Source organism: Paenibacillus sp. OK076 (assembly GCF_900110055.1).
Taxonomy (GTDB): domain Bacteria; phylum Bacillota; class Bacilli; order Paenibacillales; family Paenibacillaceae; genus Paenibacillus.
In genome coordinates this window covers 1,902,460-1,925,942 of the sequence record NZ_FOCH01000001.1, presented here as the reverse complement: position 1 = coordinate 1,925,942, position 23,483 = coordinate 1,902,460, and the positions used below count along the sequence as shown (strand labels likewise).

General features: G+C 48.5%; 14 protein-coding genes. 7 read left to right on the top strand and 7 right to left on the bottom strand.

Features of this window, described 5'->3' with window-relative positions; genetic code table 11:
• Positions 1 to 116 precede the first annotated feature (116 nt).
• Together BMY78_RS08810 and BMY78_RS08805 are read right to left on the bottom strand one after the other, a co-directional pair.
• Entirely contained in the window at positions 117 to 1,811 is a 1,695-nt protein-coding gene (locus BMY78_RS08810) for a COG1361 family protein (RefSeq protein ID WP_090896838.1), read from the bottom strand.
• Positions 1,808 to 8,518 (bottom strand): DUF7507 domain-containing protein, encoded by a 6,711-nt coding sequence (locus BMY78_RS08805; RefSeq protein ID WP_090902205.1) that lies wholly within the window; start codon positions 8,516 to 8,518, stop codon positions 1,808 to 1,810. The genes BMY78_RS08810 and BMY78_RS08805 overlap by 4 nt, the downstream gene beginning before the upstream one ends.
• Before the next feature lie 232 nt (positions 8,519 to 8,750).
• Between BMY78_RS08805 and BMY78_RS08800 the strand changes: the two genes are divergently transcribed.
• On the top strand, positions 8,751 to 9,869 hold the full coding sequence (locus BMY78_RS08800) for a GGDEF domain-containing protein (RefSeq protein WP_090896836.1): 1,119 nt from the start codon (positions 8,751 to 8,753) through the stop codon (positions 9,867 to 9,869).
• 95 nt (positions 9,870 to 9,964) lie between these two features.
• Here BMY78_RS08800 and BMY78_RS08795 read toward each other — a convergent pair whose 3' ends face one another.
• Complete coding sequence (locus tag BMY78_RS08795) at positions 9,965 to 10,486, bottom strand: hypothetical protein (protein WP_090896833.1); 522 nt, start codon at positions 10,484 to 10,486, stop codon at positions 9,965 to 9,967.
• A gap of 52 nt (positions 10,487 to 10,538) precedes the next feature.
• Positions 10,539 to 12,188 (bottom strand): GGDEF domain-containing protein, encoded by a 1,650-nt coding sequence (locus BMY78_RS08790; RefSeq protein WP_256222020.1) that lies wholly within the window; start codon positions 12,186 to 12,188, stop codon positions 10,539 to 10,541.
• A gap of 300 nt (positions 12,189 to 12,488) precedes the next feature.
• Here BMY78_RS08790 and BMY78_RS08785 point away from each other — a divergent pair, with 300 nt between their 5' ends.
• From BMY78_RS08785 to mnhG, 6 genes are read left to right on the top strand one after another with little or no spacing between them, the layout of a single operon-like run.
• Positions 12,489 to 15,443, top strand: coding sequence for a Na+/H+ antiporter subunit A (locus tag BMY78_RS08785; protein ID WP_090902197.1), 2,955 nt, complete (start codon positions 12,489 to 12,491; stop codon positions 15,441 to 15,443).
• A 1-nt stretch (position 15,444) separates the two neighbouring features.
• Positions 15,445 to 15,783, top strand: a complete 339-nt coding sequence (locus BMY78_RS08780) for a Na(+)/H(+) antiporter subunit C (RefSeq protein WP_090896831.1) — start codon at positions 15,445 to 15,447, stop codon at positions 15,781 to 15,783.
• A complete protein-coding gene (locus BMY78_RS08775) occupies positions 15,776 to 17,254 on the top strand; it encodes a Na+/H+ antiporter subunit D (protein ID WP_090896828.1) in 1,479 nt (492 codons plus the stop codon). The genes BMY78_RS08780 and BMY78_RS08775 overlap by 8 nt, the downstream gene beginning before the upstream one ends.
• A 6-nt stretch (positions 17,255 to 17,260) precedes the next feature.
• A complete protein-coding gene (locus tag BMY78_RS08770) occupies positions 17,261 to 17,737 on the top strand; it encodes a Na+/H+ antiporter subunit E (RefSeq protein WP_090896826.1) in 477 nt (158 codons plus the stop codon).
• Positions 17,737 to 18,021: a Na(+)/H(+) antiporter subunit F1 gene (locus tag BMY78_RS08765; RefSeq protein WP_053782045.1), complete on the top strand. Its 285-nt coding sequence runs from the start codon at positions 17,737 to 17,739 to the stop codon at positions 18,019 to 18,021. Before BMY78_RS08770 ends, BMY78_RS08765 begins: the two co-directional genes overlap by 1 nt.
• Positions 18,005 to 18,397: a monovalent cation/H(+) antiporter subunit G gene (mnhG, locus tag BMY78_RS08760; protein ID WP_062324636.1), complete on the top strand. Its 393-nt coding sequence runs from the start codon at positions 18,005 to 18,007 to the stop codon at positions 18,395 to 18,397. The genes BMY78_RS08765 and mnhG overlap by 17 nt, the downstream gene beginning before the upstream one ends.
• A gap of 139 nt (positions 18,398 to 18,536) precedes the next feature.
• On the opposite strand, the gene BMY78_RS08755 is transcribed toward mnhG, so the two are convergent.
• The 3 genes from BMY78_RS08755 to BMY78_RS08745 all read right to left on the bottom strand — a co-directional run bounded on the left by BMY78_RS08755 (position 18,537) and on the right by BMY78_RS08745 (position 23,473).
• Positions 18,537 to 19,709, bottom strand: coding sequence for a rhamnogalacturonan acetylesterase (locus tag BMY78_RS08755; RefSeq protein WP_090896822.1), 1,173 nt, complete (start codon positions 19,707 to 19,709; stop codon positions 18,537 to 18,539).
• Positions 19,710 to 19,751: 42 nt separating this feature from the next.
• The gene (locus BMY78_RS08750; RefSeq protein ID WP_090896819.1) at positions 19,752 to 20,771 is read right to left on the bottom strand and encodes an alpha/beta hydrolase family protein; all 1,020 of its coding nucleotides are present in this window, start codon (positions 20,769 to 20,771) and stop codon (positions 19,752 to 19,754) included.
• A gap of 446 nt (positions 20,772 to 21,217) precedes the next feature.
• Positions 21,218 to 23,473: an MMPL family transporter gene (locus tag BMY78_RS08745; protein ID WP_090896817.1), complete on the bottom strand. Its 2,256-nt coding sequence runs from the start codon at positions 23,471 to 23,473 to the stop codon at positions 21,218 to 21,220.
• Positions 23,474 to 23,483: the final 10 nt, after the last annotated feature.

Genomic DNA, 23,483 nt, shown 5'->3' with positions numbered 1-23,483 from the left:
TTATTTGCCGAGGTCATATTTAATTAGTATACCATTCATTCCCGTTCGTGTAATGTCGGGACTCCATAATGAAGCAAAAAAAACCTTACATTTACAGAGAAAGCTATTGTTTCCCTTCATTCATCGCCATCTTCAACAATAATGGTGTATACATTCGAAATGGACTTTCCTGAATGCCTCTGACCGTTCCACTCGTAAGTATACATTGCAGTTACGGTACCCTGCTGGATTCCCAGTTGTTCAGCGGAGGATATTTGTGCAACGTAAGTAACCCATCTCTCCGCTCCAGGTTCCATCTCACCCAAATGTAAATATCTTGGTGAAGAATACTCTGAAATGATCGCTCGATCGGATACTTCTGCTTCCCCAATCCATTTGGCACCTGGAGGGAGCACATCACCCAACTGCACCCGTGCAGACCAGGTTCCTTTATTGGTCACATGTACATGAAAAGTTACATTTCCTCCCCTTTCAATCAAGTCGGGCTTCACTTCCACATGGACCGAAATGATGGGATGCTTCAACTGAATGACAGCCGAATTGGAGGTAATAATTCGTTGCACAGAACGAGAATCTGGCAAACGAAAGGTATAGCTCAGGCGAGCCTGATTCATCAGTTCGAAGACTCCAGGCACACCCTGATCCTGCTCTGCAAGATTCACTTCAAATTGGATATTAACCGTAGATCGTGCAGTCAACGTTCCGATATTAATGCCTTTGACCGGACTTGTTCCACGCCGCTTCACACCGTTCCACCCGAGGCTTCCCTCAACATAGCGCATACCTGACGGAAGAAAATCTGTCACGATAGCATCTACTGCAAAAGAACCTTCATTGTGTACCGTTATTTGGTATTGAACGGTATCCCCAGGAGTTGCGATGGATGGATTCACACTTTTCGCAATCGATATTCGAGGTTGAATGACGTTCAAAGTTGCTACGTTCGAGTATACAATCTCCAACGTGTCACCTGAAACGTACTCTAGAGTTGCCTGAATTGTTAAATTTTCAGCTATGCTTCCTCCCGTGACCTGTACTCGAAATTGAATTGGAACAGATTCTTCGGGTAGCACCTCGCCTATCATAATTCCGGAGTCAGGCGTCGTCTCGGGAACAAAAATCTCATTCACAATGACACTTCCCGGTAGAAATTCAATACCTTTGGGTAATGGGATCGTTACCCTGGCATCGTTTCCTATTATAAAACCCGGGTTACTCACCAAAAGGTTGTAAGTGACAATATCTCCGACAAAGGTTTGCACACGATCTGCATTCAAAACCAACGACAGACTTGACGACACCAGGTTTACTTCTACCACGTTGGAGTTCTCTTCCCCCTCAACCATTCGTCCATCCGGCGTCACAAACGTATAACGTATCTTCGCTTGATTCACCAGTTTCAAGGCCTGAGGAAGACCGACGATGATCACCTGAAAATGAATTCGCAACGTCGCACCAGGTACGATTTCCTGCGCTGGAATCCCGCTCTCTGGCGAAACTCCCGGCAGCGGAGTGCCATCCAGGAGTACACTGTTGGGGAGAAGTGAAGTTTCCGACGAGAGCGAATCCAACACATGGACCATGGCAGCACAATTACCCGAATTCACAATTTCAATCAGATAGGTCAGTGTCTGCCCCAGAGCAGCCTCAGCAACATTGCAAAACTTGTGAACCTCCAGCCTGGGACCGATCCATGGTGTAACTACTGTATTAGAGTAGGCCACCTGTTCCAGTTCAGTCGTACCCGAGCTGAATCGAACCAGTGACTGATTCTGTAGCATGTGGGACAACGGACCGGAAGATTGGCTCATATCACCACGACCTCCACTCTGAATGTAACGGTAACCGAAGCACCAGCAGCAATCGAACCAAGCGTTATTCCTGTATTCGGATTCCCAGTAGGCCTTGCCACCCCATCCACCGTAACACTTCCCGCCACAAATACGGTGCCTGTAGGTACAGGGTCTACCATAACCACATTATTGACCACCTCGATGCCACTATTGGTTACAACAATAGTATAGGTGATCACATCGCCAACAACAGCATCAACTGCACTCGCGCTTTTGACCACAACGACATTGGGTGCAGATACAGGAATCACCAGAACGTTAGAGGATACCGTGCCCGTCAACTGACGTCCATCCGGCGGACTAAATGTATAATTCGCTACCGCCTGATTGACCAGCTGCTGATTCTGCGGCAATGAATCCACAGTAACTTCCAGCGTGACCGTTACATTAACGGACCCTCCTGGAGGTATTGCACCAACAACGATCCCTGATTCCGGATTCGCCCCAGGCTGTGGAACACCATCAATCAGGACGCTGTTTGGAAGTAGGACTGCTCCATTCGGAATATTATCCGTAAGTGTCAGATTGGCTGCTAAATTCCCACTGTTGGAAATGGAAAAAGAATAGGTGATGATGTCACCGATGGTCGCATTGGACGTACTCGCTGTTTTGGTTACGGCAATAATTGGCTGATAAATTGGCGTTACCACGGTATTCGAATAGGCAGCTCCCGAGAATACACCCGATGTGAAACTTACCGATGACTGACTGCTCACTTGCGGTGGTGCAGGCAGCGTGTTGACCCGAACCGCATACGATACAGATACAGATGCTCCAGGTGCCAAAGAACCAAGAGCTATACCCAGTGTCGGGTTAGCCGAGAGACGCTGAACGCCGTCAACCAGGACACTGCCCGTGACAAAAGTAACAGCCGAACTAATTGGATCAGTTAAGACAACATTGTTGACAGGATCAATTCCGTTATTGGTTACGACCATCTCATATACAATCGTATCACCCACTACAGCATCAATTACCGGTGTCGTCTTGACGACACTGACATTTGGAGCAGACACCTGAATATTGAGAGCATTGGACGTAAGACTGCCTGCCAGTGTTCTTCCATCCGGCAGCGTGTAGGAATAGGTTGCTGAAGCTTGATTGGTTATGGCCTGGCTTAAAGGGAGGGTGATGATCACGACCGAGAACGTGACTACAGTTGTTGTGGAGACTACACCCAGTGGAATCCCTGAAGCCGGATCGGCTCCTGGTGCTGAAGCCCCATTAATAATGACGCTATTCGGCACAAGTTCTGTTCCTGCCGGAATGGTATCCGTTAACGTGACAGATGCCCCAAAGTTCCCTGCATTGGTGATCGCGATGCTGTAAACGACAGTGTCCCCTACCGTTGCAACAGCATGGTCTCCCGTTTTGACTGCCGACAGAATCGGTTGGTATACCGGGGTAGTGACCGTATTAGAAAATGTAGTAGCTGAAAACACACCTGATGTAAAGCTCACCGTAGACTGATTGTTTAATACTGCACTGGATGGGAGTGCTGTAACCTGCACACTAAACACAACGGTCACGGTAACTCCAGGCGCGATGGAACCAAGCGTTATTCCGGTTGAAGGATTAACACCCGGTCGAGGAACACCATCAATAAACACGCTGTTTGCTGTAAGAACAGTACTTGCCGGCAATGCATCCGTGAATACCACATTACTGACAGTCGCTATTCCGTTATTAGTTACTGCAATGCTGTACGTTACGACATCACCAACAGATACAGCCGTAGATGTCGTAGATTTCACTACATCGACATCGGGAGCCGACACTGAAATGGTAAGTATATTAGACAAAACAGAACCCGTGATGTTGCGTCCGTCAGGCAGCGTGAAGGAAAGAGCAACCGAAGCCTGATTCACCAGCTGTTGCGGGGTCGGCAAAGTATCAATAACTACGGAAAAGGTAACCGTTGTTGTTGCCCCAGCAGCAACAGTGCCCGCCGGAATGCCTGTTGCAGGATTGGCTGCAGGTAATGGCTGACCATTTACAATCACACTGTTCGGAACAAGAATGGTTCCTGCAGGGATATTGTCCGTCAGGTTAATCTGGGCACCATAGTTCCCCTGATTGTTGACGGTAACTGTGTAACTTACGGTATCCCCAACGGTAGCATTTTGTGTACTCGCCGTTTTTTGTGCGGAGAGAATAGGTTGGAACACCGGTGTTACCACAGTATTGGAGAACGTTGTGCTTGAGAATGCCCCAGAGGTAAAACTCACTGTGGATCGATTGCTTAATTGTCCACTTGACGGGATCGCATTGACATTGATACTGAAAGTGACAGTAGCGGACGTTCCGGGAGCGAGCGTACCTAGCGATATCCCCCCTGCCGGATTGGAAGCGGGCTGCACTACCCCATTTATAGTGACACTACCTGCAACAAAAGAGGCCCCCGCAGGAATTGGATCCGAAAACTGAATATTGTTCACCGGTTCTATTCCGCTATTCGTTACCAAAATGGAGTAAGTAACTGTATCCCCTATGGCAGCCGCAGTCGAAACTGTACTTTTAACTACGGCAACGTTTGGCGACGAGACTGGAAACGTCAGTGTATTTGAAGTGGCTGTCCCTGTTAGCGTTCGCCCGTCAGGAGGTGTGAATGTATAAGATGACGTCGCAAAATTGCTAAGTTGCTGTGGAGATGGAAGCGAATTTACAACAACCGCAAAAGTAACAACAGCTGTCGCTCCCGCTGCCACAATGCCTACCGGAATCCCCGTTCCTGGTGTCGCTCCAGGCTGTGGCACACCAGATACCACGAGGCTGTTGGGTACAAAAGTTGTGACAGCAGGAATCGTATCCGTCACTGTAACGTTTGCCTCCAGATTGCCTGTGTTACTGACAGTTACTGTGTATACAACTGTGTCGCCTACGGTCGCATTTACTGTATTTGCTGTTTTGATGAGTGAAATTTGCGGTTGTATAACCGGAGTCTGTGTTGTATTGGATGATGATGACCCCGAAAATGAACCGGATGTGAAGCTGACCGTCGACTGATTGTTAATCTGTGAAGGGATCGGCATAGTAATCGTCACCTCAAAAGTTACGGTAACCTCGGCTCCTGGAGCCAACGTACCGATTGGAATGCCGGCGGTCGGATTGGAGAGCGGGAAGGAAGTCCCGTTCACAATGACGCTTCCGGGTACAAATGGGGTATTCGGAGGAAGAGGGCTGACATATACCACATTGTTAACGGCTACTGTTCCGTTGTTACGAATAACAGATGTGTATCGAATGACATCCCCGACCACGCCGTAATCTACATTGTCACTGTTTACGATCGTGACATTGGGCAAGGATACGGGAATATTAACGGTATTTGATGACGAAGAACCGGCAACTGTTCTCCCACTTGGAAGAGTGTAAGCAAATGATGCAACCGCTTGATTAGTCAACTGCCTTGAATTAGGCAAACTTGTGACCGTGGCAACAAAGGTGACCGTTACGTTCGAGCCTGCAGCGATCGACCCCAAATTAATTCCTGTTACCGGGCTAACACCTGGTGTAGGTACGCCATTAATAATGACGCTGTTTGTACTGAATACAGCCCCGGCAGGGATCGGATCAGTCAAGGTAACCGTTGCAGTAATATTGCCTGAATTGTTGACTTGGATGGAGTAATTAAAAGAGTCCCCTACCGTTAAATTCGAGGTACTCGCAGTTTTTGCTACTTGTATCACTGGTTGGTATATAGGTGTATTCACCGTGACAGATGATGAAACGCCATTAAAGCTGCCTGATGTAAATGCTGCACTTGCCCGGTTGCTGACTGAACCTGTGGACGGAACGGATGTCACTCTTGTTTGATAGGTCACCGTAACACTGCTCGAGCTGTTCAATACACCGACAGCAATGCCCGAAAGTGGACTTGCATTTCTTGCAGCAGTTCCATTAATTGTGACACTGCCGGAGACGAATTCCGAACCGGTTGGCGAATCCGAGATCACCAGATTTTGTACCGCACTGCTCCCTGCATTTGTTGCAACAACCGTGTAGGTCAGTACATCCCCTACAGTGGCGTCCGGCGTGCTTACTGTTTTGCTTATGGATATATTGGGGCTTGATGCAGGTATGCGAACGACATTGGATAAACTGCTTCCTGAGAGATTTCGTCCACTCGGAAGCTGGTACGTATAACTAGCGGCCCCCTGATTCTCCAGCGTTGGCGGCGATGGAAGTGTCGTGAGTGAAGTTCGGAATACAATCGTTGATGTTGCTCCTGGCAGCAAACTTCCCAACGTTATCCCGGTTAATGGGCTGGCCCCAGGACGCGCAGTCCCATTCACGGTTACCGAATCCGGGATAAACGTCAAACCTGAGGGTATCGTATCGGTTACATTTACTTGAGTCGTTATGGTTCCGTTGTTCGTTACCACAAGTGTGTATGAAATCTGATCTCCCAGTGTCGCATTGGTTTCGCTCGCCAACTTGTTAATGCCGATTGCCGCCTGGTATACAGGGGTTGTAATGGAATTGGAGTTGGAAATCCCCGTGAACGCACCTGAGCTATAAGACACGGAAGCCCGGTTGACCAGCGAACCTGAAGCGGGCAGCGACTGCACATTAACCTGAAATGTCACCGTGGCAGAACTTCCGGCTGCCAACGTTCCTAGCGAAATTCCACTGCTCGGATTGGCCGATGGTGCGACAGTTCCTCTGACGGTCACACTGCCAGGTACGAATGTAGTTCCAACAGGGAGAGCATCCGTGAGTACCACATTGTTAATCACCTCGATACCGCCATTGGTAGTAACTACGGTGTACGTATACGTCTCTCCAACTGCAACATCAGTGACTGAAGCCGATTTTAATGTTGTTACATTGGGCAATGTAACGGGAATCGTCAAAGTATTCGAGGCTAATATGCCGTTAATAGTTCGACCATCAGGAGAGTTAAAGGAATAGGAGGACGTGGCCTGATCCACCAGGGTTGGAGGCGTTGGCAAGCTTGTTACAAGTACTTGAAAGGTTACAGTATTTGTACTTCCTGCCGCGAGACTCCCCAAATTAACGCCAGTTGCAGGATTCGCGCCAGCGATCACATTTCCATTCAGTCGGAAGCTGCCCGCCACGTACGAGCTGCCGCTCGGGATGTTATCTGTTAATGTAACGTTGGCAGCAACATTCCCCCCGTTGTTTACCTGAAGCGTATACGTGACCTGATCACCCACTGTGGCATTGGTTGTACTCGCCGACTTCACTATGGACAGGTTCGGTGAATAAACAGGAAGAGTAGAGTTATTGGACGGTATTACTCCCGTAATCACTGAACCCCCAGCAACACTTTGGAACGTAAAGGCGGCATTCGCTGAATTCACCAATTGTAATATGCTTGCATCCTGGGCAATGAGCGCACGATAGGTTACAACAATACTGCTAGAGAGGTTTAATGAACCAAGCGGAATGCCTGCAGTGACATCGAGTGTTGGGCGGGACACACCAGCGACGGTTACACTCCCTGGAATGAAGGTGAGACCTACAGGTAATGAATCAGATAGCACAACGCTGGCGGCACTGGCTGTACCTGCATTACTGACAGTAACGGTATAGAGAACGCTGTCCCCCGCTACCGCACCGGAAGCAGCGGAAGCCTTGGCTACTGTAATTTTGGGCGCATTAATATCAACCTGAATCGCATTGGCGTTGACAATGTAAGCATCCCCGGAGGTCGTTAACGTTAACACCGCAGAAGACTGGTTGTTGATCAGTCTCGCTGACACATCCACATTGGTAATATCCCAGCCTTGACGTCCGCCGATAATATTGGTACCTGGGGCGCCGTTCGTCTGGTTCCGCGTGCCGAAAGTCCCTGTTGTATTAAGCGTTCCTGTATCGCCATTGATTTGGGAAGCAAAAAAGTTTGCAGCCAGGTTGTTTGGTCCAGACAACGCAACCGAAGTTGCCGAGGTTGGCCCGAATAATGCCTGATCCCCGGTCCTATTCGCGTCCCCCTCCTGCGCACTGAACAATGCCCTTCCTCCCAATGCACCTGAAAGCGGAGTGGCAAATCCAGTCAGTGTGGTAACCACTGGCGCCGAGGTAGATTGGACAAGTACACCACCTGCACGCAAGGACATGTTGCGAAAGGGCAGGCTGGGGTTCTGATAAATGACTCCAAGTGTCCAGCCTGCATGATTGGCTGTAGCATCATTGGTGATGACAATCGTTCCTACAACTGCTCCGATGGTATATGTACCGGCTCCCCCATTTTGTACAAGCGAAGTAACATTGGCTGAACGCACATAACCAGAAGCGCCGTTCCCCAAATCAAATTGATTATAAGTAGCCGGGTCAGGAGTAACACTGGATGTACCTGCTGGTGTAATAAACGTAACCGGATTGTTGATTGCAGCACTCAGATTGACTGTCCCATTGATGTAACTTCCACCCCAGATCAATTCTGCATACAAGACAGTGCTGCCAGCAGGAAGAACAAGTATCGCCGCTGAACTGTTGCTCTGGTACAGACTCGTGGTTCCTAGCGGATAGGTTCCGTACTGGACGGAGGCATTCGTTGTCGTAAAAGCTCCAATACTGTCCTGTGTTCCGGGTACTCCGGCTGTGTCCGAACGACTCAGTCCGAGCGTATTTCCTGTAAATGTAATTGCTCCCGTAGCATTAACGGTTGAACGAACGATAAGAGGAATGGATCTCACCTCCCCTTCATCATAATTGGAATCATATGAATTGGAGCCTTCACACACAGTCTATGAGCCTGATTTGGATTTTTGTTTGTCCTACAAAAGAACTTTATGCGCTTTGTCGTTATGTAAGGTTTGTTTTCATAAAAATAATTAAATGATTTGCGTTTCGTGCAATGTGTTTTATAATTAAAATATACGAGAGCGGCGTCTGTCGTATCATTATGATGCAGTCAGCGGTGATATATTGAAGAGTCCACATTCACACAGCAACCATATCCCAACCGAGTACGAATTCAAGCATTCCAAATGGATCAAAAAAATGCTTCGTGCTTACTGGGTCGTCGTTTTAACGCATGTTGTCATTCAAATAGGCTGCTTTCTGTTTCTCGATTATGATCGCACTCCGGAAGACTTCATGATCCATGTATTGTTTTTGCCTACGTTAGCCAGCGCTTTCGCCATTCTGATTGCTAGTTGGGTGGAACGCCGTTTCAGCTTTTTCTCCTTCTATTCCATGTCCATGGCCAGCACGGTGATTGCCTGGACCATCATTCGTGTCAATTACGATATCCGCATTATACTGGCCATATGTCTGTTGCCGATCTTTGCTTCGGTTCTGTTCTTCAACAAGAGACGGGTATGGACGGTGTGCCTCATGCAGATGATTGGTTATATCATCGTACTCTGCGACCCAGACTATCGGCTGTACTTATCTTCGTTTGACATGGTATCCATTCCGGCATTTCTCATTGTAGGTACATATGTTGCACAGTTAATTGTTACGAGCGGCGTTGAGGTACTGGATGATCTGCAGGCCAGTATGCTCGCCAAGCAGGATCTGATTGTCCGAAACGCAATTATGACCAAGCAGTCCAAGACAGACGGGTTAACCAATCTGTATAATCAAAGCTCCTTTAAGGACTACTATGAGAAAGCGTTTGAGTATGCCAATAATGGCATGAGTCTACATTTAGCTCTGATTGATATTGATAACTTTAAGTCAATTAATGATACATATGGGCATCGAGTGGGAGACGCCATTCTGGAGAGAGTCTCTCTGGTCATTCAGGAGAACATCACATCAAGCGATATCGCGGCGCGTTACGGTGGAGAAGAATTTGCACTGTTAATGTTTGAGCAGCCTTTCGAGCAGGCATATGCCTTGGTGGAACAGATCCGCAAGAAGATCGCACGTCTCGTTCATAAGGAGCTTGAAGGCGCTTATATTACGGTAAGTGTCGGACTCAAAAGCTACAGCGCCCATCTGTCCAAGGACAAGCTGTTTGAGGAAGTGGATGCGTGTCTCTATGCCGCCAAACGAACGGGGAAAAATAAAACGATGACGTCCCTTGATCTGGTTTAGTCCTCAAAAAAACGCAAAAAGTAGTGCTGCTCACCGGGAACCGGCTGTACAGCACTACTTTTTTTTACTGAAATCGTCACTCCGAATTTATCGGTTCACTCTGCCCATTCCCAGCGATGTGTATTTTGCTCCAGCTTTGGGTGGAGCTTAACAGGCTCTCCATCAATAATCAGTCGTACTTCTTTAATCCAATCTTTGAACGAATCAAATGATGCAAACTGATTTGCCATCTCCACCGTGAGATACAAGAAATGGGGAGCCGGATATTCCTCTGCCATATGACGCAGGGCTGCTTCGATCGGCGTATACTTCTTTCGCTTGCCTTCCCAGCCTTCGACCCGTACGCGGGAGGATGCATGCTCCCTTCTCCAGTTATGAAGACGGTCTTCCCTTTTGTAAAAAGGCTGCACACCATCTTTGCTCATCCGCTTCACTGTATTCTCATGCAGCGGATAAAGCACAAGTTGCACAAAAGACCGTGTGTCCGCAATAGCAGCGGCACGTTCAAGCTGCTCATCCGTTACGTGCTCAAATGAATCATAGAAAATCAACGTGCCTTTCCGGGTAGCCGGCGGTGGTTCATAGCCATAGGGTACATTGGTATATTTTCCAGACATCTCATCGCTCCTTGCCTGTATGCTGAACAGTGACCTGCTACGTTACATTATATTATTCTCTACCTGTGTTCTTCCATTCTGGATAGAATGTCATTCTATTTTTGCCTGCACGTTTCGATTCATACAACGCCTCATCTGCCATGCGAATAATTTCACTCGGATTACCACTGTTGGCAGGATATTCAGCACCGCCAATGCTGCAGCCAATATGAATCCGCTCATATTCGATAATAAACGGCTTGTTTAGTATCTGTATAATATCTTCTGCATAAGCACGTGCTTCTCCTCTAGAATCTTCTCCCACTGAGCGGAAAACAATGAGGAACTCATCTCCGCCAAGCCTGACTGTGATCCCCTTATCCTGCTTAAAACTGGATAAACGCTGTGCCACTTTTTGCAGCAGAATGTCTCCGGTCTGGTGACCGAGCGTATCATTCACGCTTTTGAAGCCGTCCAAATCAATATACAGGAAAGTCAAGGTATGATCTGTACTTTCCGATTCGAGTGATTCCTCCAAATATACTTCCAGCGCAGTTCGATTGGGCAGACCCGTCAGTTGATCATAATGCGCAAGATTTTGCATGACCACCAGCTCTGAATCCTTATTCCTTAGCGAATTCAGCATATCCCTGAGGGAACGCGACAGCACTTCAATTTCCCTGAAGCCCCGATTTTCCGGAATCTGTACTTGTTCTCCGGCACCAAGTCGATTCGCTACCTGAGTCAGCCTTGCAATCGGAGCGGAGATTTGGCGGGAGATTAGCCAGCCAATCAGCGCGAACAGAACGGTAACAGCCAGTCCTGCCCATACATTGAACCAAAGCATATCTGATACGGAAGAAAACGCCGTTGATTTGAGCTGACGAATAACTACGGTCCATCCAAGACCCGGATAATCCAGATGGCCCTGACTGGTTGCAAATCCTGTAACATATTCTTGCCCGTCTGGCCACTCTTCTATGGACCAGGTGCTTTTATTCTGCCTCGCCGTTGTAATACCCGTTAGTTTCAGTGGTTGGCCAATCCATTCTTTTGGACCAAGCAGCACCGTATTTTCCTTTTGGCTGACAATAAACATCTCAATGTCCTTTTCCTCATGTTTCAACGGTTCCAGGACACTTTCCTCTACTTCCTTCGCCCAAGCCCAACTCAAATGTGCGGCCAGCACGCCAGCAATCTCTCCGTTCTTGTATTTCACCGGAAAGCTGATATCGACAAATTGCAGTGGTTCGCCAGTTGGGTTGGGAAGCAGCTTCGCCAGAAGGACAGCATCATGAACATCTCCAATAAATTTACCCTTGATGCCCTCCTGGTACACAGGTCTATCCGATAAATTTTCACCATGCAATATGCCGTCTGTGGAAGCCAGCACTTTTCCTTTTGGATTTATGAATCCAACCCATGAGAAAGTGGGAAAGCTATCTTGAAGCTGATTGAGCAGCATCTGCATTTCGGCAGGTTCGAAGCGGTCCTCCAGGGCAATCATTCGCCCCAGCAGTTCCAACTCCCCTGAACGCGTCCACATGAAACGGTCCAGCTTGTCCGAGGTCTGAGAAGCTGTGCTCGTCAGCGAGTGACCAATTTCGGTTTCCACAGCGACAGAGGATTTCTGGCTGAGAATATACCCAATCGTCAATGTGACTAGCAGGGATAAAACGCCAAAGGTCATGGTTAGTACAGTTTTAAGTTTAAATGACATCATTGCCTCCAATAAACGGTGAAACCAGCTTGCTTTTTTCAACATCATTCCTGCTGTTAAGAACTACGGGATGTCACCTGTTCGTTTTTATCTTTATCGGAAATAATGTCTTTTTTCATTATATAGATCCATACAATATGGGGACGCTATTCGCACCGTGTTTCTTCCATTCAAAGAATAGTCACGATTCTGTATATACATACTTGGGTTATGAATATAGAGAGCAAGCATGCTCACAGAGCCATATGGGCACTGTTTGCCACAACAAAGAGCATTAGAAATTCAGTCATTGGGGGTGTAATGTTGAGCCTGCTTCATGTTGTTGTAATTCTGCCTTTTGCCGCTGGGATTGTACTCGCCATGCTGCATCGATTCTTCCGTAAAATACATATGGGATGGCTGGTTTTACTTGTCCCGGCCCTATTATTTGTTTATTTTGCGAGCCTCGTACCCGCCGTGTCTCAGCGGAATACGGTATCCGGGTATATCCCCTGGATTCCGTCACTGGACATTGGATTTAATCTATATCTGGATGGTCTAAGTTTGCTGCTGACACTGTTAATCACCGGAATAGGAACACTGGTGGTCCTCTACTCCATTTTCTACATGGATACCAAAGAAGCCTTAAACCGCTTTTACTTGTATCTGTTGATGTTTATGGGAGCCATGCTTGGCGTGGTGCTGTCAGACAATATGATTGTGTTGTATGGATTCTGGGAGTTGACCAGTATTACGTCTTTTCTGCTGATCGCTTTTCACTACAAACGTAAAGAATCCACCTCAGGCGCACAGAAATCGTTCCTTATTACCGTATTTGGCGGATTCGCCATGCTTGCCGGATTCATGCTGATGTACCTCATGACGGGTACGTTCAGCATCCGGGCAACCATTACGGAATGGGGACAGATTCAGGATAGTGCACTGTTCTTGCCTGCTCTTGTGCTGATTCTGATCGGAGCTTTTACGAAATCTGCACAGTTCCCGTTCCACATCTGGCTGCCTGACGCCATGGAAGCTCCAACACCCGTCAGCGCCTATCTGCATTCGGCGACCATGGTAAAGGCGGGGCTGTATGTCGTCGCCCGGTTTACACCCATCTTTGGTGGACAGGGATTATGGTTCTGGCTTGTCACCGGGGTTGGACTGCTCACCCTTTGTTATGGATCATTCCTTGCCGTGAAAAAAAATGACCTTAAGGCGATCCTGGCCTATTCTACCATCTCACAGCTTGGTCTGATCATGTCTCTGCTCGGCGTTGGCTCTGCGGCCATCTATTTCGGATATGGCGAATCCTCCGCGATGTACACGGTTGCCATTACGGCAGCACTGCTTCATCTGTTCAATCACGCTACCTTCAAGGCGGCACTGTTCATGGTCGTTGGCATTGTGGATCATGAGACAGGCACGCGGGATATAAGGAAACTCGGCGGACTTGCTTCATTTATGCCAGTGACCTTTACGGTAGCGCTCGTCGGAGCACTCGCCATGGCCGGAATTCCGCCGTTTAACGGATTTCTGAGCAAGGAGCTGTTCTTCCAGGCTATGGTGGAAGTAACACATCTCCGCATCTTTGGACTCGGATCATGGAGTGTACTCTTGCCTGTCTTCGCCTGGCTCGCAAGTGTGTTCACTCTGATCTATGCGCTTATTATTGTGTTCAAAACGTTCCTCGGTCGCACCCGCAGCGAGATCCCTGCCGAGAAGCTGCATGAAGCTCCCGTTGGCATGTTGATCCCTCCGGTTATTCTTGGGTTACTCGTGATCATATTCGGTCTATTCCCGAATTTGCTGGCTGGATCATTAATTGAACCGGCGATGGCTGCTGTACTTCCATCGCTGCTGAACGGGAATGAGCACTTTGATGTTCATTTCTCCCTATGGCATGGCTTCACACCGGAATTAATCATGACTCTGGGTGTAATCGCCCTCGGTATTACATTGTACAAACTGCTGCCGCGCTGGAGAACGATTTATGAGCACTACCCACAAGGGTTAACGATAAACAATATGTACCATGTCATACTCGATAATCTTCAGCATTATGCACGCAAATGGACGGAAGCCTATATGAATGGCTCGGTTCGTAATTACCTGGTATACATTTTCTCGTTCACCGTTGCATTGCTGGTTTATGCCTTTTTCCGCTCAGGGGAAAACATCACCTGGAATTTCAAGGGCAACGCCCCGTTCTCTTTCTATGAAGCAGTACTGCTCGTCGCACTGATTGCAGCAGCGGTTTCGATCCCTTTTGCCAAGAACAGACTATCTGCAGTCATTATGACAGGCGCAGTGGGTTACCTCGTCACTTTGCTGTTCGTGCTGTTCCGAGCGCCGGATCTGGCATTGACCCAGATGATTGTCGAAACGGTATCCGTTGCACTGTTCCTGCTCTGCTTTTACCATCTGCCTGAACTGCAACGGGGCAAATCAAGCCGCCGCTATCTTAGTGTGAATATGGTCGTTGCCATTGCGGTAGGCGTGGTCATGACCTTTGTTGCATTAGCTGCGAGCGGAACCGCGTCACTGGAGAGCATTTCCGACTTTTTCATTCAGGAAAGCTACAATCTGGCTGGCGGCAAAAATGTCGTCAACGTGCTGCTGGTGGACTTCCGTGGTTTCGATACCCTTCTGGAGATTATGGTACTCGGGGTAGCTTCATTGTCCATCTACTCCATGATTAATCTGAATCTCGAAGCGAGGGACCTTGGTGCTAGACTGAAATTCCGCAAGAAAGAACAGACTGAAGAAACCGAAGAAGATACGGATGACAAATCGGACAATACGAAAAAGTATGGCAACCGTGAACGCAGCTCGTCAACGTGGGATACCGTTCCACTCCAGAGCAACGATGTGTTGTTGCAAACGACGACCAAAGTTGTTGTCTTTATCATTCTGACTTTCGCGCTGCATTTGTTCTTCGCAGGACATCATAACCCGGGTGGCGGGTTCATTGGCGGTCTGGTCACCGCTGCGGGTCTCGTGTTAATTGCGCTGGCATTCAGTACAGATACTGTACGCAAAGCGTTACCTATCGATTTCCGCACCATGACGGCCATCGGGCTGGGCATTGCCTTATTGACTGGAGCAGGCTCGTTTTTGTTCGGCGCACCTTTCCTGAGCCAGACCTTTGGTTACTTTGAGCTTCCAATACTCGGAGAAACGGAACTTGCAACCGCGATGCTGTTTGACCTCGGCGTATACCTCGCCGTCCTGGGCGTCACCATGACTATCATTCTACAGATCGGGGAGGATCGCTGATATGGAAATATTGATGTGTGTGGCCGTTGGCATTTTGTTTGCAGTCGCCGTCTTTTTAATCTTATCGCGGAGCCTGCTCCGAATTGTGCTCGGCATGTCCATACTCACTCACGGGGTGCATCTGCTGCTGATTACGATGTCCCGTCTCAAAACTGGAGCACCGCCGCTGCTTGGGGAACACGCTGAACGCTACGTCGATCCACTTCCCCAGGCGCTAATATTAACATCCATTGTCATTAATTTCGGACTTACCGCCTTTTTCTTTGTACTCTCCTATCGATCCTATTTGAAGCTGAAAACAGACGATATGGAAGAAGTAAGGGGGCGTCCTTATGAATAATCTCGTTGTTCTGCCCATTCTGCTGCCACTGATTACCGGGGTTATAGCCCTTCTGTTCTTCCGGCGGATAAGCATCCAGCGGGTTGTGAGTGTTGTTGGCCTTTTGCTGACAGCAGCCGCTTCAATCATGCTGATTACTCAAGTGGCACAGTCCGGCATACAGACACTCAATATGGGAGGTTGGGAACCACCCTACGGGATTGTACTTGTTGCAGATATGGTATCGGCCTTGCTCGTTGTGGCCGCTTCGATCATTGCACTGGCGTGTCTGCTCTATGCCTTCCGCAGTGTGAATAAGGAACGGGAAGAACATCATTTTTACCCGTTCTTTCATTTCCTGATTGCGGGCGTGAACGGTTCGTTTCTTACCGGAGACCTGTTTAACCTGTTTGTCTGCTTTGAACTGATGCTCATCTCTTCTTATGCGCTGATTGTATTAGGAGGTACGGAAAGACAACTACGGGAAACGATCAAGTATGTCTTGATTAACATTGTTTCTTCAGCGCTTTTTGTAGCTTCGATTGGCTTCCTCTATTCTGTTACCGGCACATTAAACATGGCCGACTTGTCCAATCGGATCGCCGAAGTTGGGCAGAGTGGAGTCATCACCTTGATCGCTGTCCTCTTCCTGATCGTATTCAGCATTAAGGCCGGACTGTTCCTGTTCTTCTGGTTGTCCGGCTCTTACGCAGCCCCTCCGGCAGTGGTCACCGCCCTATTCGCCGGTTTGCTGACCAAAGTTGGCCTGTACGCCATTGTGCGAACATTCACACTGATTTTCTATCACGATCCGGACTTCTTCCACACCCTTATCGGCTGGATGGCTGGAGCAACGATGGTTCTAGGGGTAATCGGGGCAATTTCCTATCGTGACGTCAATAAAATTCTAATCTACAACGTGATCGCAGGGGTGGGATTTGTAGCCTTCGGGATGGCTGCTGCCAGCCGTCCTGCACTGGAAGGTCTGCTCTTCTACATGCTGCATGATATGCTCATCAAAACACTGCTATTCCTGCTCGGGGGCGCTCTGATCGCGGTCGCAGGCACCTCCAAGCTCGACAATATGGGCGGGCTGATTCACCGCTATCCACTGCTTGGCTGGATGTTCTTCATCAGCGCACTTGCGCTAGCAGGTATTCCGCCGTTCAGTGGATTTCCTGGGAAATTGTTGCTATTTGAAGGCGGGTTGCAGGCAGGTCTGTACGGACTGACAGGCATCGCCGTCCTGTCCAGCCTGCTGATGTTGTATTCGGTTCTTCGCATCTTCATCCAGGCGTTCTGGGGTGAACCGCCGACAGGCGCAGTGAGAAGACCTTATGCCGTGAACGGCCTGCTCATCCCTGCCGGAATTCTGTTTGTGTTCATCATCGCGATGGGCGTGGGGGCTGAGGGCATGTTCCAACTGACCTCCCGCGCAGGCGACATTCTGCTGCATCCCAATGTTTATATTGATGCAGTGTTGAAGGAGTAGATGCGTATGGCCTTTCAGATTGTACTGAATCTGATCATTGCTTTTGTATGGATGTTTTTGAATAATGCGTGGAATGGTGTTGGCTTTCTCACGGGTTATCTGCTGGGTCTGCTATTGATTGGGAGCATGAGACGGTTCTTTCCGCAACGCTTCTATATCGTTCGTGTCTGGGCGATCATCAAGCTGATTGTCTTACTGTTCAAGGAACTGGTGCGGGCCAGTATTGAAGTTATTCGCCAGATTGTGAAGCCGAAGCTGGATATTCGACCCGGCATATTCACCTATCAGACACAGCTGTCCTCTGACTGGGAAGTTACACTCCTTTGTCTGCTCATCTCACTGACGCCAGGTTCCCTTCCACTCGAAATTTCAGGGAATCAACGCAAATTGTTTATTCACGCACTGGATATCAAAGACGAACAGAAAATGAGTGATGATATCAAAAATACGTTCGAAAAAGCCATTATGGAGGTGACACGATAATGTTATCCTCACTGTTATTCATTTCCTTGCTTATTCTTTCCCTCGCTATCCTGGGTTGTCTCTACCGGGTGCTGAGGGGACCCTCCATGGCCGATCGAATTACGGCACTGGATACGATCGGCATTAACGTCATTGCCATCGTTGCTGTTCTATCCATGATGCTTCATACCCAAGCTTATCTGGATATCATTCTGTTGATTGGCATTCTTGCTTTTCTAAGCACAGTTGCATTTGCACGATATATTGAACGGGGGGCGGTATTCAAAAATGAAGGAGATCGTTGATGGAACCGCCGGAATTGTCATTGGGCTCATTGTATTGCTGGGCGCACTATTAAGCGCATTTAGCGCATTCGGACTGATCCGACTGCCAGACGTATATTTACGGGCACATGCTGCCACCAAAAGCACTACACTCGGCGTGCTTTGTGTACTAAGTGGAACGTTCCTCTTCTTCTGGTATTTCGATAACTATATCAGTGCTCGGGTATTACTTGGCATTGTGTTTGTATTTATCACAGCACCAGTAGCCGGACATCTCAACGGACGGGCTGCCTATCGCACAGATGTACCCCTATGGGAACAGAGTGTCCAGGATGAGCTTGAACCACTTTTGAAAGGTAAAAAGGTCAACCATGAAGCCAAGGATATGATGGAATAGTCACCAGGTTTACAATCAAATCCCCCCGGGACATGCCGCGGATTATGCGACCGTCCCGGGGGGATTTCTGGGTTAAATGCTTAAGCTTAGTCCAATCTATGTTTGTGGAGCAGTGGAACGTAGCTATATTTTAACCGAATCAGAATCCATTCAGTCCCTGTCTTTTCAGATCCGCAGCAACGATTCGTGCAAGCTGGGCAGCCCCTTCACGATTCGGATGCAGCGTGTCACCTGACATATACAAGGCCAATGTTGCAGCCGGTCCTATGGAAGTGAAATATGCGGAACTGAGTTTGTTCAGTTCTACAAGCGTTACTCCCTCTTCCTGAGCCAGTGCACGTGTAGCTGCATTGTACCAGCGATTTTCCGCAGTATGCACATTCGCTGAATTGAAATCAGTTGCCCGACCCTGAGGTGTCGATAGAACGACGGTGGCTCCTTTATTTTTGGCCTGACGGACCATGTCACGCATGATCTCTTTAAACTCCGCTTCCGTGGTATTGTTCTTGGCATTGGTATCATTAATCCCTAATTGCAAAATAAAGTAGTCCCCTGGCTTAATATACTTCAGAATCGCTTCCATCTGTCCATCATCGCGGAAGCCTCTTGCAAATTGACCACTAGAGGCCATATTGCGAACCTGAAACGTACTGGTATTCACGTAGGAAGGAAACAGCTGTCCCCAGCCACCCTGTACACTGCTGCTGAGCGGATAGTAATTGCAGACCGTTGAATCGCCGCCAATATAGATCGTACGGTTCGTCACCGTCTGATTCGAAATTTTCCGGATTTCAAGTGCGCTGAGTGTAAATGCAGTGCCTTGTTTCCCTTCCGTAACCAACAGATTTAACTGTCCATCCGTCACCGGAATTTGGAATTGATCGGTCGCCCCATTACCCGTCATATTAATGATCTGGTATACGCCTTCTGCCGCCACACTCGATCTGGCTGTATTGCCCAGGACTACCTTCACCTCGTAAAGACCGTTGGACAGATCCACATTAAACGTATTCGTACTCTTCGTTCCAAAAGTTACAAACTGTACGGCATCGCTTGCAACACCTGTTCCAGAGGCAGAAACATTACGCATATTGGCAGGTGTATTGAATCCATAACCTTTCGCTGAAGTGTAGGCCTCCGTTGCCGACACACCTGTGTAACCGTTCTCAACTGCACCCGCGCCAAAGTCAAATTTGTACTCATTCGCGGCAGCTTGGACGACCTGTCCTCCATTAGCTGCCAAAGCCCCTCCAATCAGACTAGTAAACAGGGTAAAACAGAGCAAATACCGCACGGATTTTGACCATTTCATAACTAAACTCTCCTCTCAAAGCTTCATTTATATAGGATTGCCCTACAGAACGTTATCCAGCCAGTCATAGGCTTTCGCTCCACTGATCTCATGACCTCCTGTAAAAAAGTCTGCATCGAGCCATTTCTGTGCTCGCGCCTGTTCATAGATCTCTGTCAATCGTGCATACGCTTCTTTTGCTGTTGGCAGCGGAAATACCTGATCTTCACTTCCGGCTTCAATAAATAGCGGCCTCGGTGCGATCAGCCCTATGATATCCGGCAGCTCTGCCTCCCTCAGAATTCCTGGAATGTAATTGTCGAGACAATGATTTCTATCCAATATGCTGCCGTGGAATGTACTTGCGTAGCCGCTCACGACAGCCGCACGGCAGCGTTCATCCAATGCAGCAGTGAATGCCGTCACGAGTCCGCCACCCGAGATACCCATGCTGCCGATACGTGCCGGGTCAGCTTCAGGACGTGTGGTTACATAATCCAGCACACGCATCGTTTCATAGATTCGGTGCCCAGCAAGCGTCTGCCCTGTCATGAGCAGATGGGCGGCAATTTTGGTACAGGAGCTTGCGCCGGGTGGTGCGTTTCGATCCTCCTCCAGCCTGCGGTCACCAAATCCAAGCAATTCAGGCGCCGCAACCACATATCCACGCTGTACAAGAGCGACGGCAAAGTCTTTATGCAAGCCAGGCTCTCCACTACGCGGTGAACCGTCGGGTTCCATACCTGAGATCTCCCTGCTGCCATAACCGTGACCGTGGCAAGCTATAATAGCTGGGCGCGATGCTTTGGTAGCGCTTACTACATTTGGTATTAGCATATAAATGGGCATACGCAAACCAGCATAGGTCGTAATCTCAACCCGCTCCCGTATGTAGCCATCACATGAGGTGCGTTCGAGCAATACGGGATTCAGCTCCGCCGCCACGGACGGGAACCCACCCAGCCGATCAATAATCCGTGCTCGCAACTGGCTGCGCCATTGCTCAAGAGATTGCCCCCTCTGATAGGCGGAGCGACCACGCGGGCTTGTTTGTTTTTGCAGATAAGATTCAATGTCTGACATTACCGTTTCTCCCTCCTGTGGATTCAATTGATATATAAATTGAACTAAAGAATATTTACACTTGCCACTCCGATGACAGAACAACCTTCCGATCGCTTTTATGCCCAGATTTTTTGAATTCCCTTTTTCAAAGGGGAACATCCGGTGATAAAGGCGAGGTGTATGCTTTCCGATGCAGCTTTCTTTCTTCCATAAAGCTTGCAGCTCCGCTTCTTCAGGTTATTTCTGTTCTCTCCGTTCTCGTGTACATGTTTTGTTCAATTTATATAAACGTATGTAAAAAGATATATGTTGGACTTGTCCAGTCTATTATAAATCACAGTACAGTCGGTAAATTGAACATTATTGCCTGTTTTGCGCTGAATTCACACTATTTTGATGAAAAAAAGGATGTTCTCGCGTACCTGATCTTCAGGCTCCGAGAACATCCTTCTTAATCTGGCCTTTTATTCCCTATGCCCTGGTAGCCACCAGTTCCATCTGCCCATCAGTTTCATGAGTGCAGGTACCAGCACCAGGCGGATCATGGTTACATCAATGAACACCGCCGCTGTTATTCCGATTCCCAGCTGTTTGACACCCGCTACGTCAGCAAAGGCAAACGGTACAGTCACTGCCAGCAGAATCGCTGCCGCCGATGTAATGAGACGTCCAGTTGAAGCCAGTCCTTGCTGTACGGCCAGATCACTATCCCGTGTTCGTCTGTAAACCTCCTGGATGCGAGTCAGCATAAATACGCCATAATCCATCGAGATACCGAAGACAAGCCCGGCAATGAATACAGGAATCATAATAGCAATAGCAGATGGTTCCATGCCAAGATGGCCCTGATTAAATACCAGTACGAGCACGCCGAAGGAAGCAGCCAAGCTGAGCAGATTCATCAAAATGGCTTTGATTGGAATGAGCAATGACCGAAATGCTACGAGCAATACGAGATAATTTGATACCACAACAAACACCAGCACTTTGGGCAGTTGTCCAGAGATCTCTTGCATGATTTCATGTTGCATGACTGCTTCTCCCCCATAACGCAGGGGTACGAAGGGATTGGAGTTAGCGTTGCCCTTTGCCCTCATCTGTTCCAGCCAGGATGCTGCCTCATCGGAACCCGGTGCTCCGTGAATGGTAGCCACCATACGAATAGAGTAGTCGGACACATATGAACGCTGCCATGCAGGCTGCTGAGATGTGGTTTCTTTCAGCGCTTCACGTAAAGATGGTGATGGAATGTTCATTTGAGGTTTGATATGAGCTTGACCTGAGAGCTTGTCCGGCAGCATGATTCCCCATGCGGACTCAACAGCCACCACATTCGAATCCTGCTGAAGCTCTCGCATTTTACTCAACGCCATCCGCCAGTGGTATGAGGTCAACGGCTCTGAAGTTCCACCAATTACAATCTCTACAGCAGAGACGTTCTTTTGTCCAAAAACGCTCTGGATCTGCTCAGTCGCCTGCCGAGACTCCATCCTGTCAGGCAAGGAAGAAGCATCGGGGATGGCCAACTCCAACCGGGTAACCGGTAGAACAAAAATAAGCAGCGTACCCGTTCCAAGCAGCGCCATCCGAACCGGCCGTTTCATAATCATGCCTGACCAGAATGCCCAAATCGAGCGTGACGGCAACGATTGTTGATGCTGGCCCTGTTTTGAAGAGAAGGAACGCCCGGAATGTTGTCTAAAGATTCGCTTAGAAAATAGGGATAGTATTGCTGGCAGCAGTGTTATATTCAGCAGAACCGATATGATGAGCACAATAATGGCTCCAAGGGATACACTCAGGAACATCGGCAATCTAATCCAGAGCAGACCGAGCAGTCCTAACAGCACACAAGCCACAGAAAAAAATACGGCTCTTCCCGCTGTACGCAGCATTCTCTGGAGAACCTCTTCGTCACCCAAACCTGGCTCTTCACTATTCTGACCTTGCTGGAGTTCTTCCCTGTATCTGCTGAGAATAATCAGAGCAAAGTCTGTGCTGAGCGCCATTCCCACCATCGGAATAACGTTGATCACAAAGTTGGAGAGCGCCAGATGGTAACCCATCAGGGATGTAACTCCCATTGCCGTTATGACGCCGGATACTCCCATAATGACTGCAATCAGCGCTGCATAAAGACCTCTGAATGCAAAACACAAAATGATGAAGGCAAGCGGCAATCCCACAACCTCTGCACGTTCCAAATCTCGAAAGCTGAGACGGTTTACATCCTGCTGGACAACGGATTTCCCTGTTATTCGGATCGTTCCCTTATCGTCGGTTCTAAGCACGGAACGCAGCTGTTCCAACGGCTCCCCCATCTTGTAAGGCGGTACATCAAACGCCAGCAAAGCGTAGGCCACATCCCCCCGCAGCATCCGGCTTCCCCGCGCTTCAAGCGGAGAGATTATGGACGTTACACTTGAAAGAGTGCGTGCCTGTTGCAGACGATCTTTAATCCAGCCCCGAAATTCAGCAGGGGTAGTGCCGTTCTTTTTTTCAAATAGAAGAATAACCGGATCAGCAGGAACGTGGAACTCTTTCTCCAGAATAAGCTCTACAGCGTGAGCATCTCCATGGTTCCAATTCAATCCATGATCCTGAACAATGCCAGGCAATTTCCAGGCCCAGACGGCTGACATCCCGATGACAAACACCCAGCAGAGAATGATGAACCGCGGATATCGGCTAATGAGAACAGCAAGGCTGCGATAACCCATACCCAAGCTC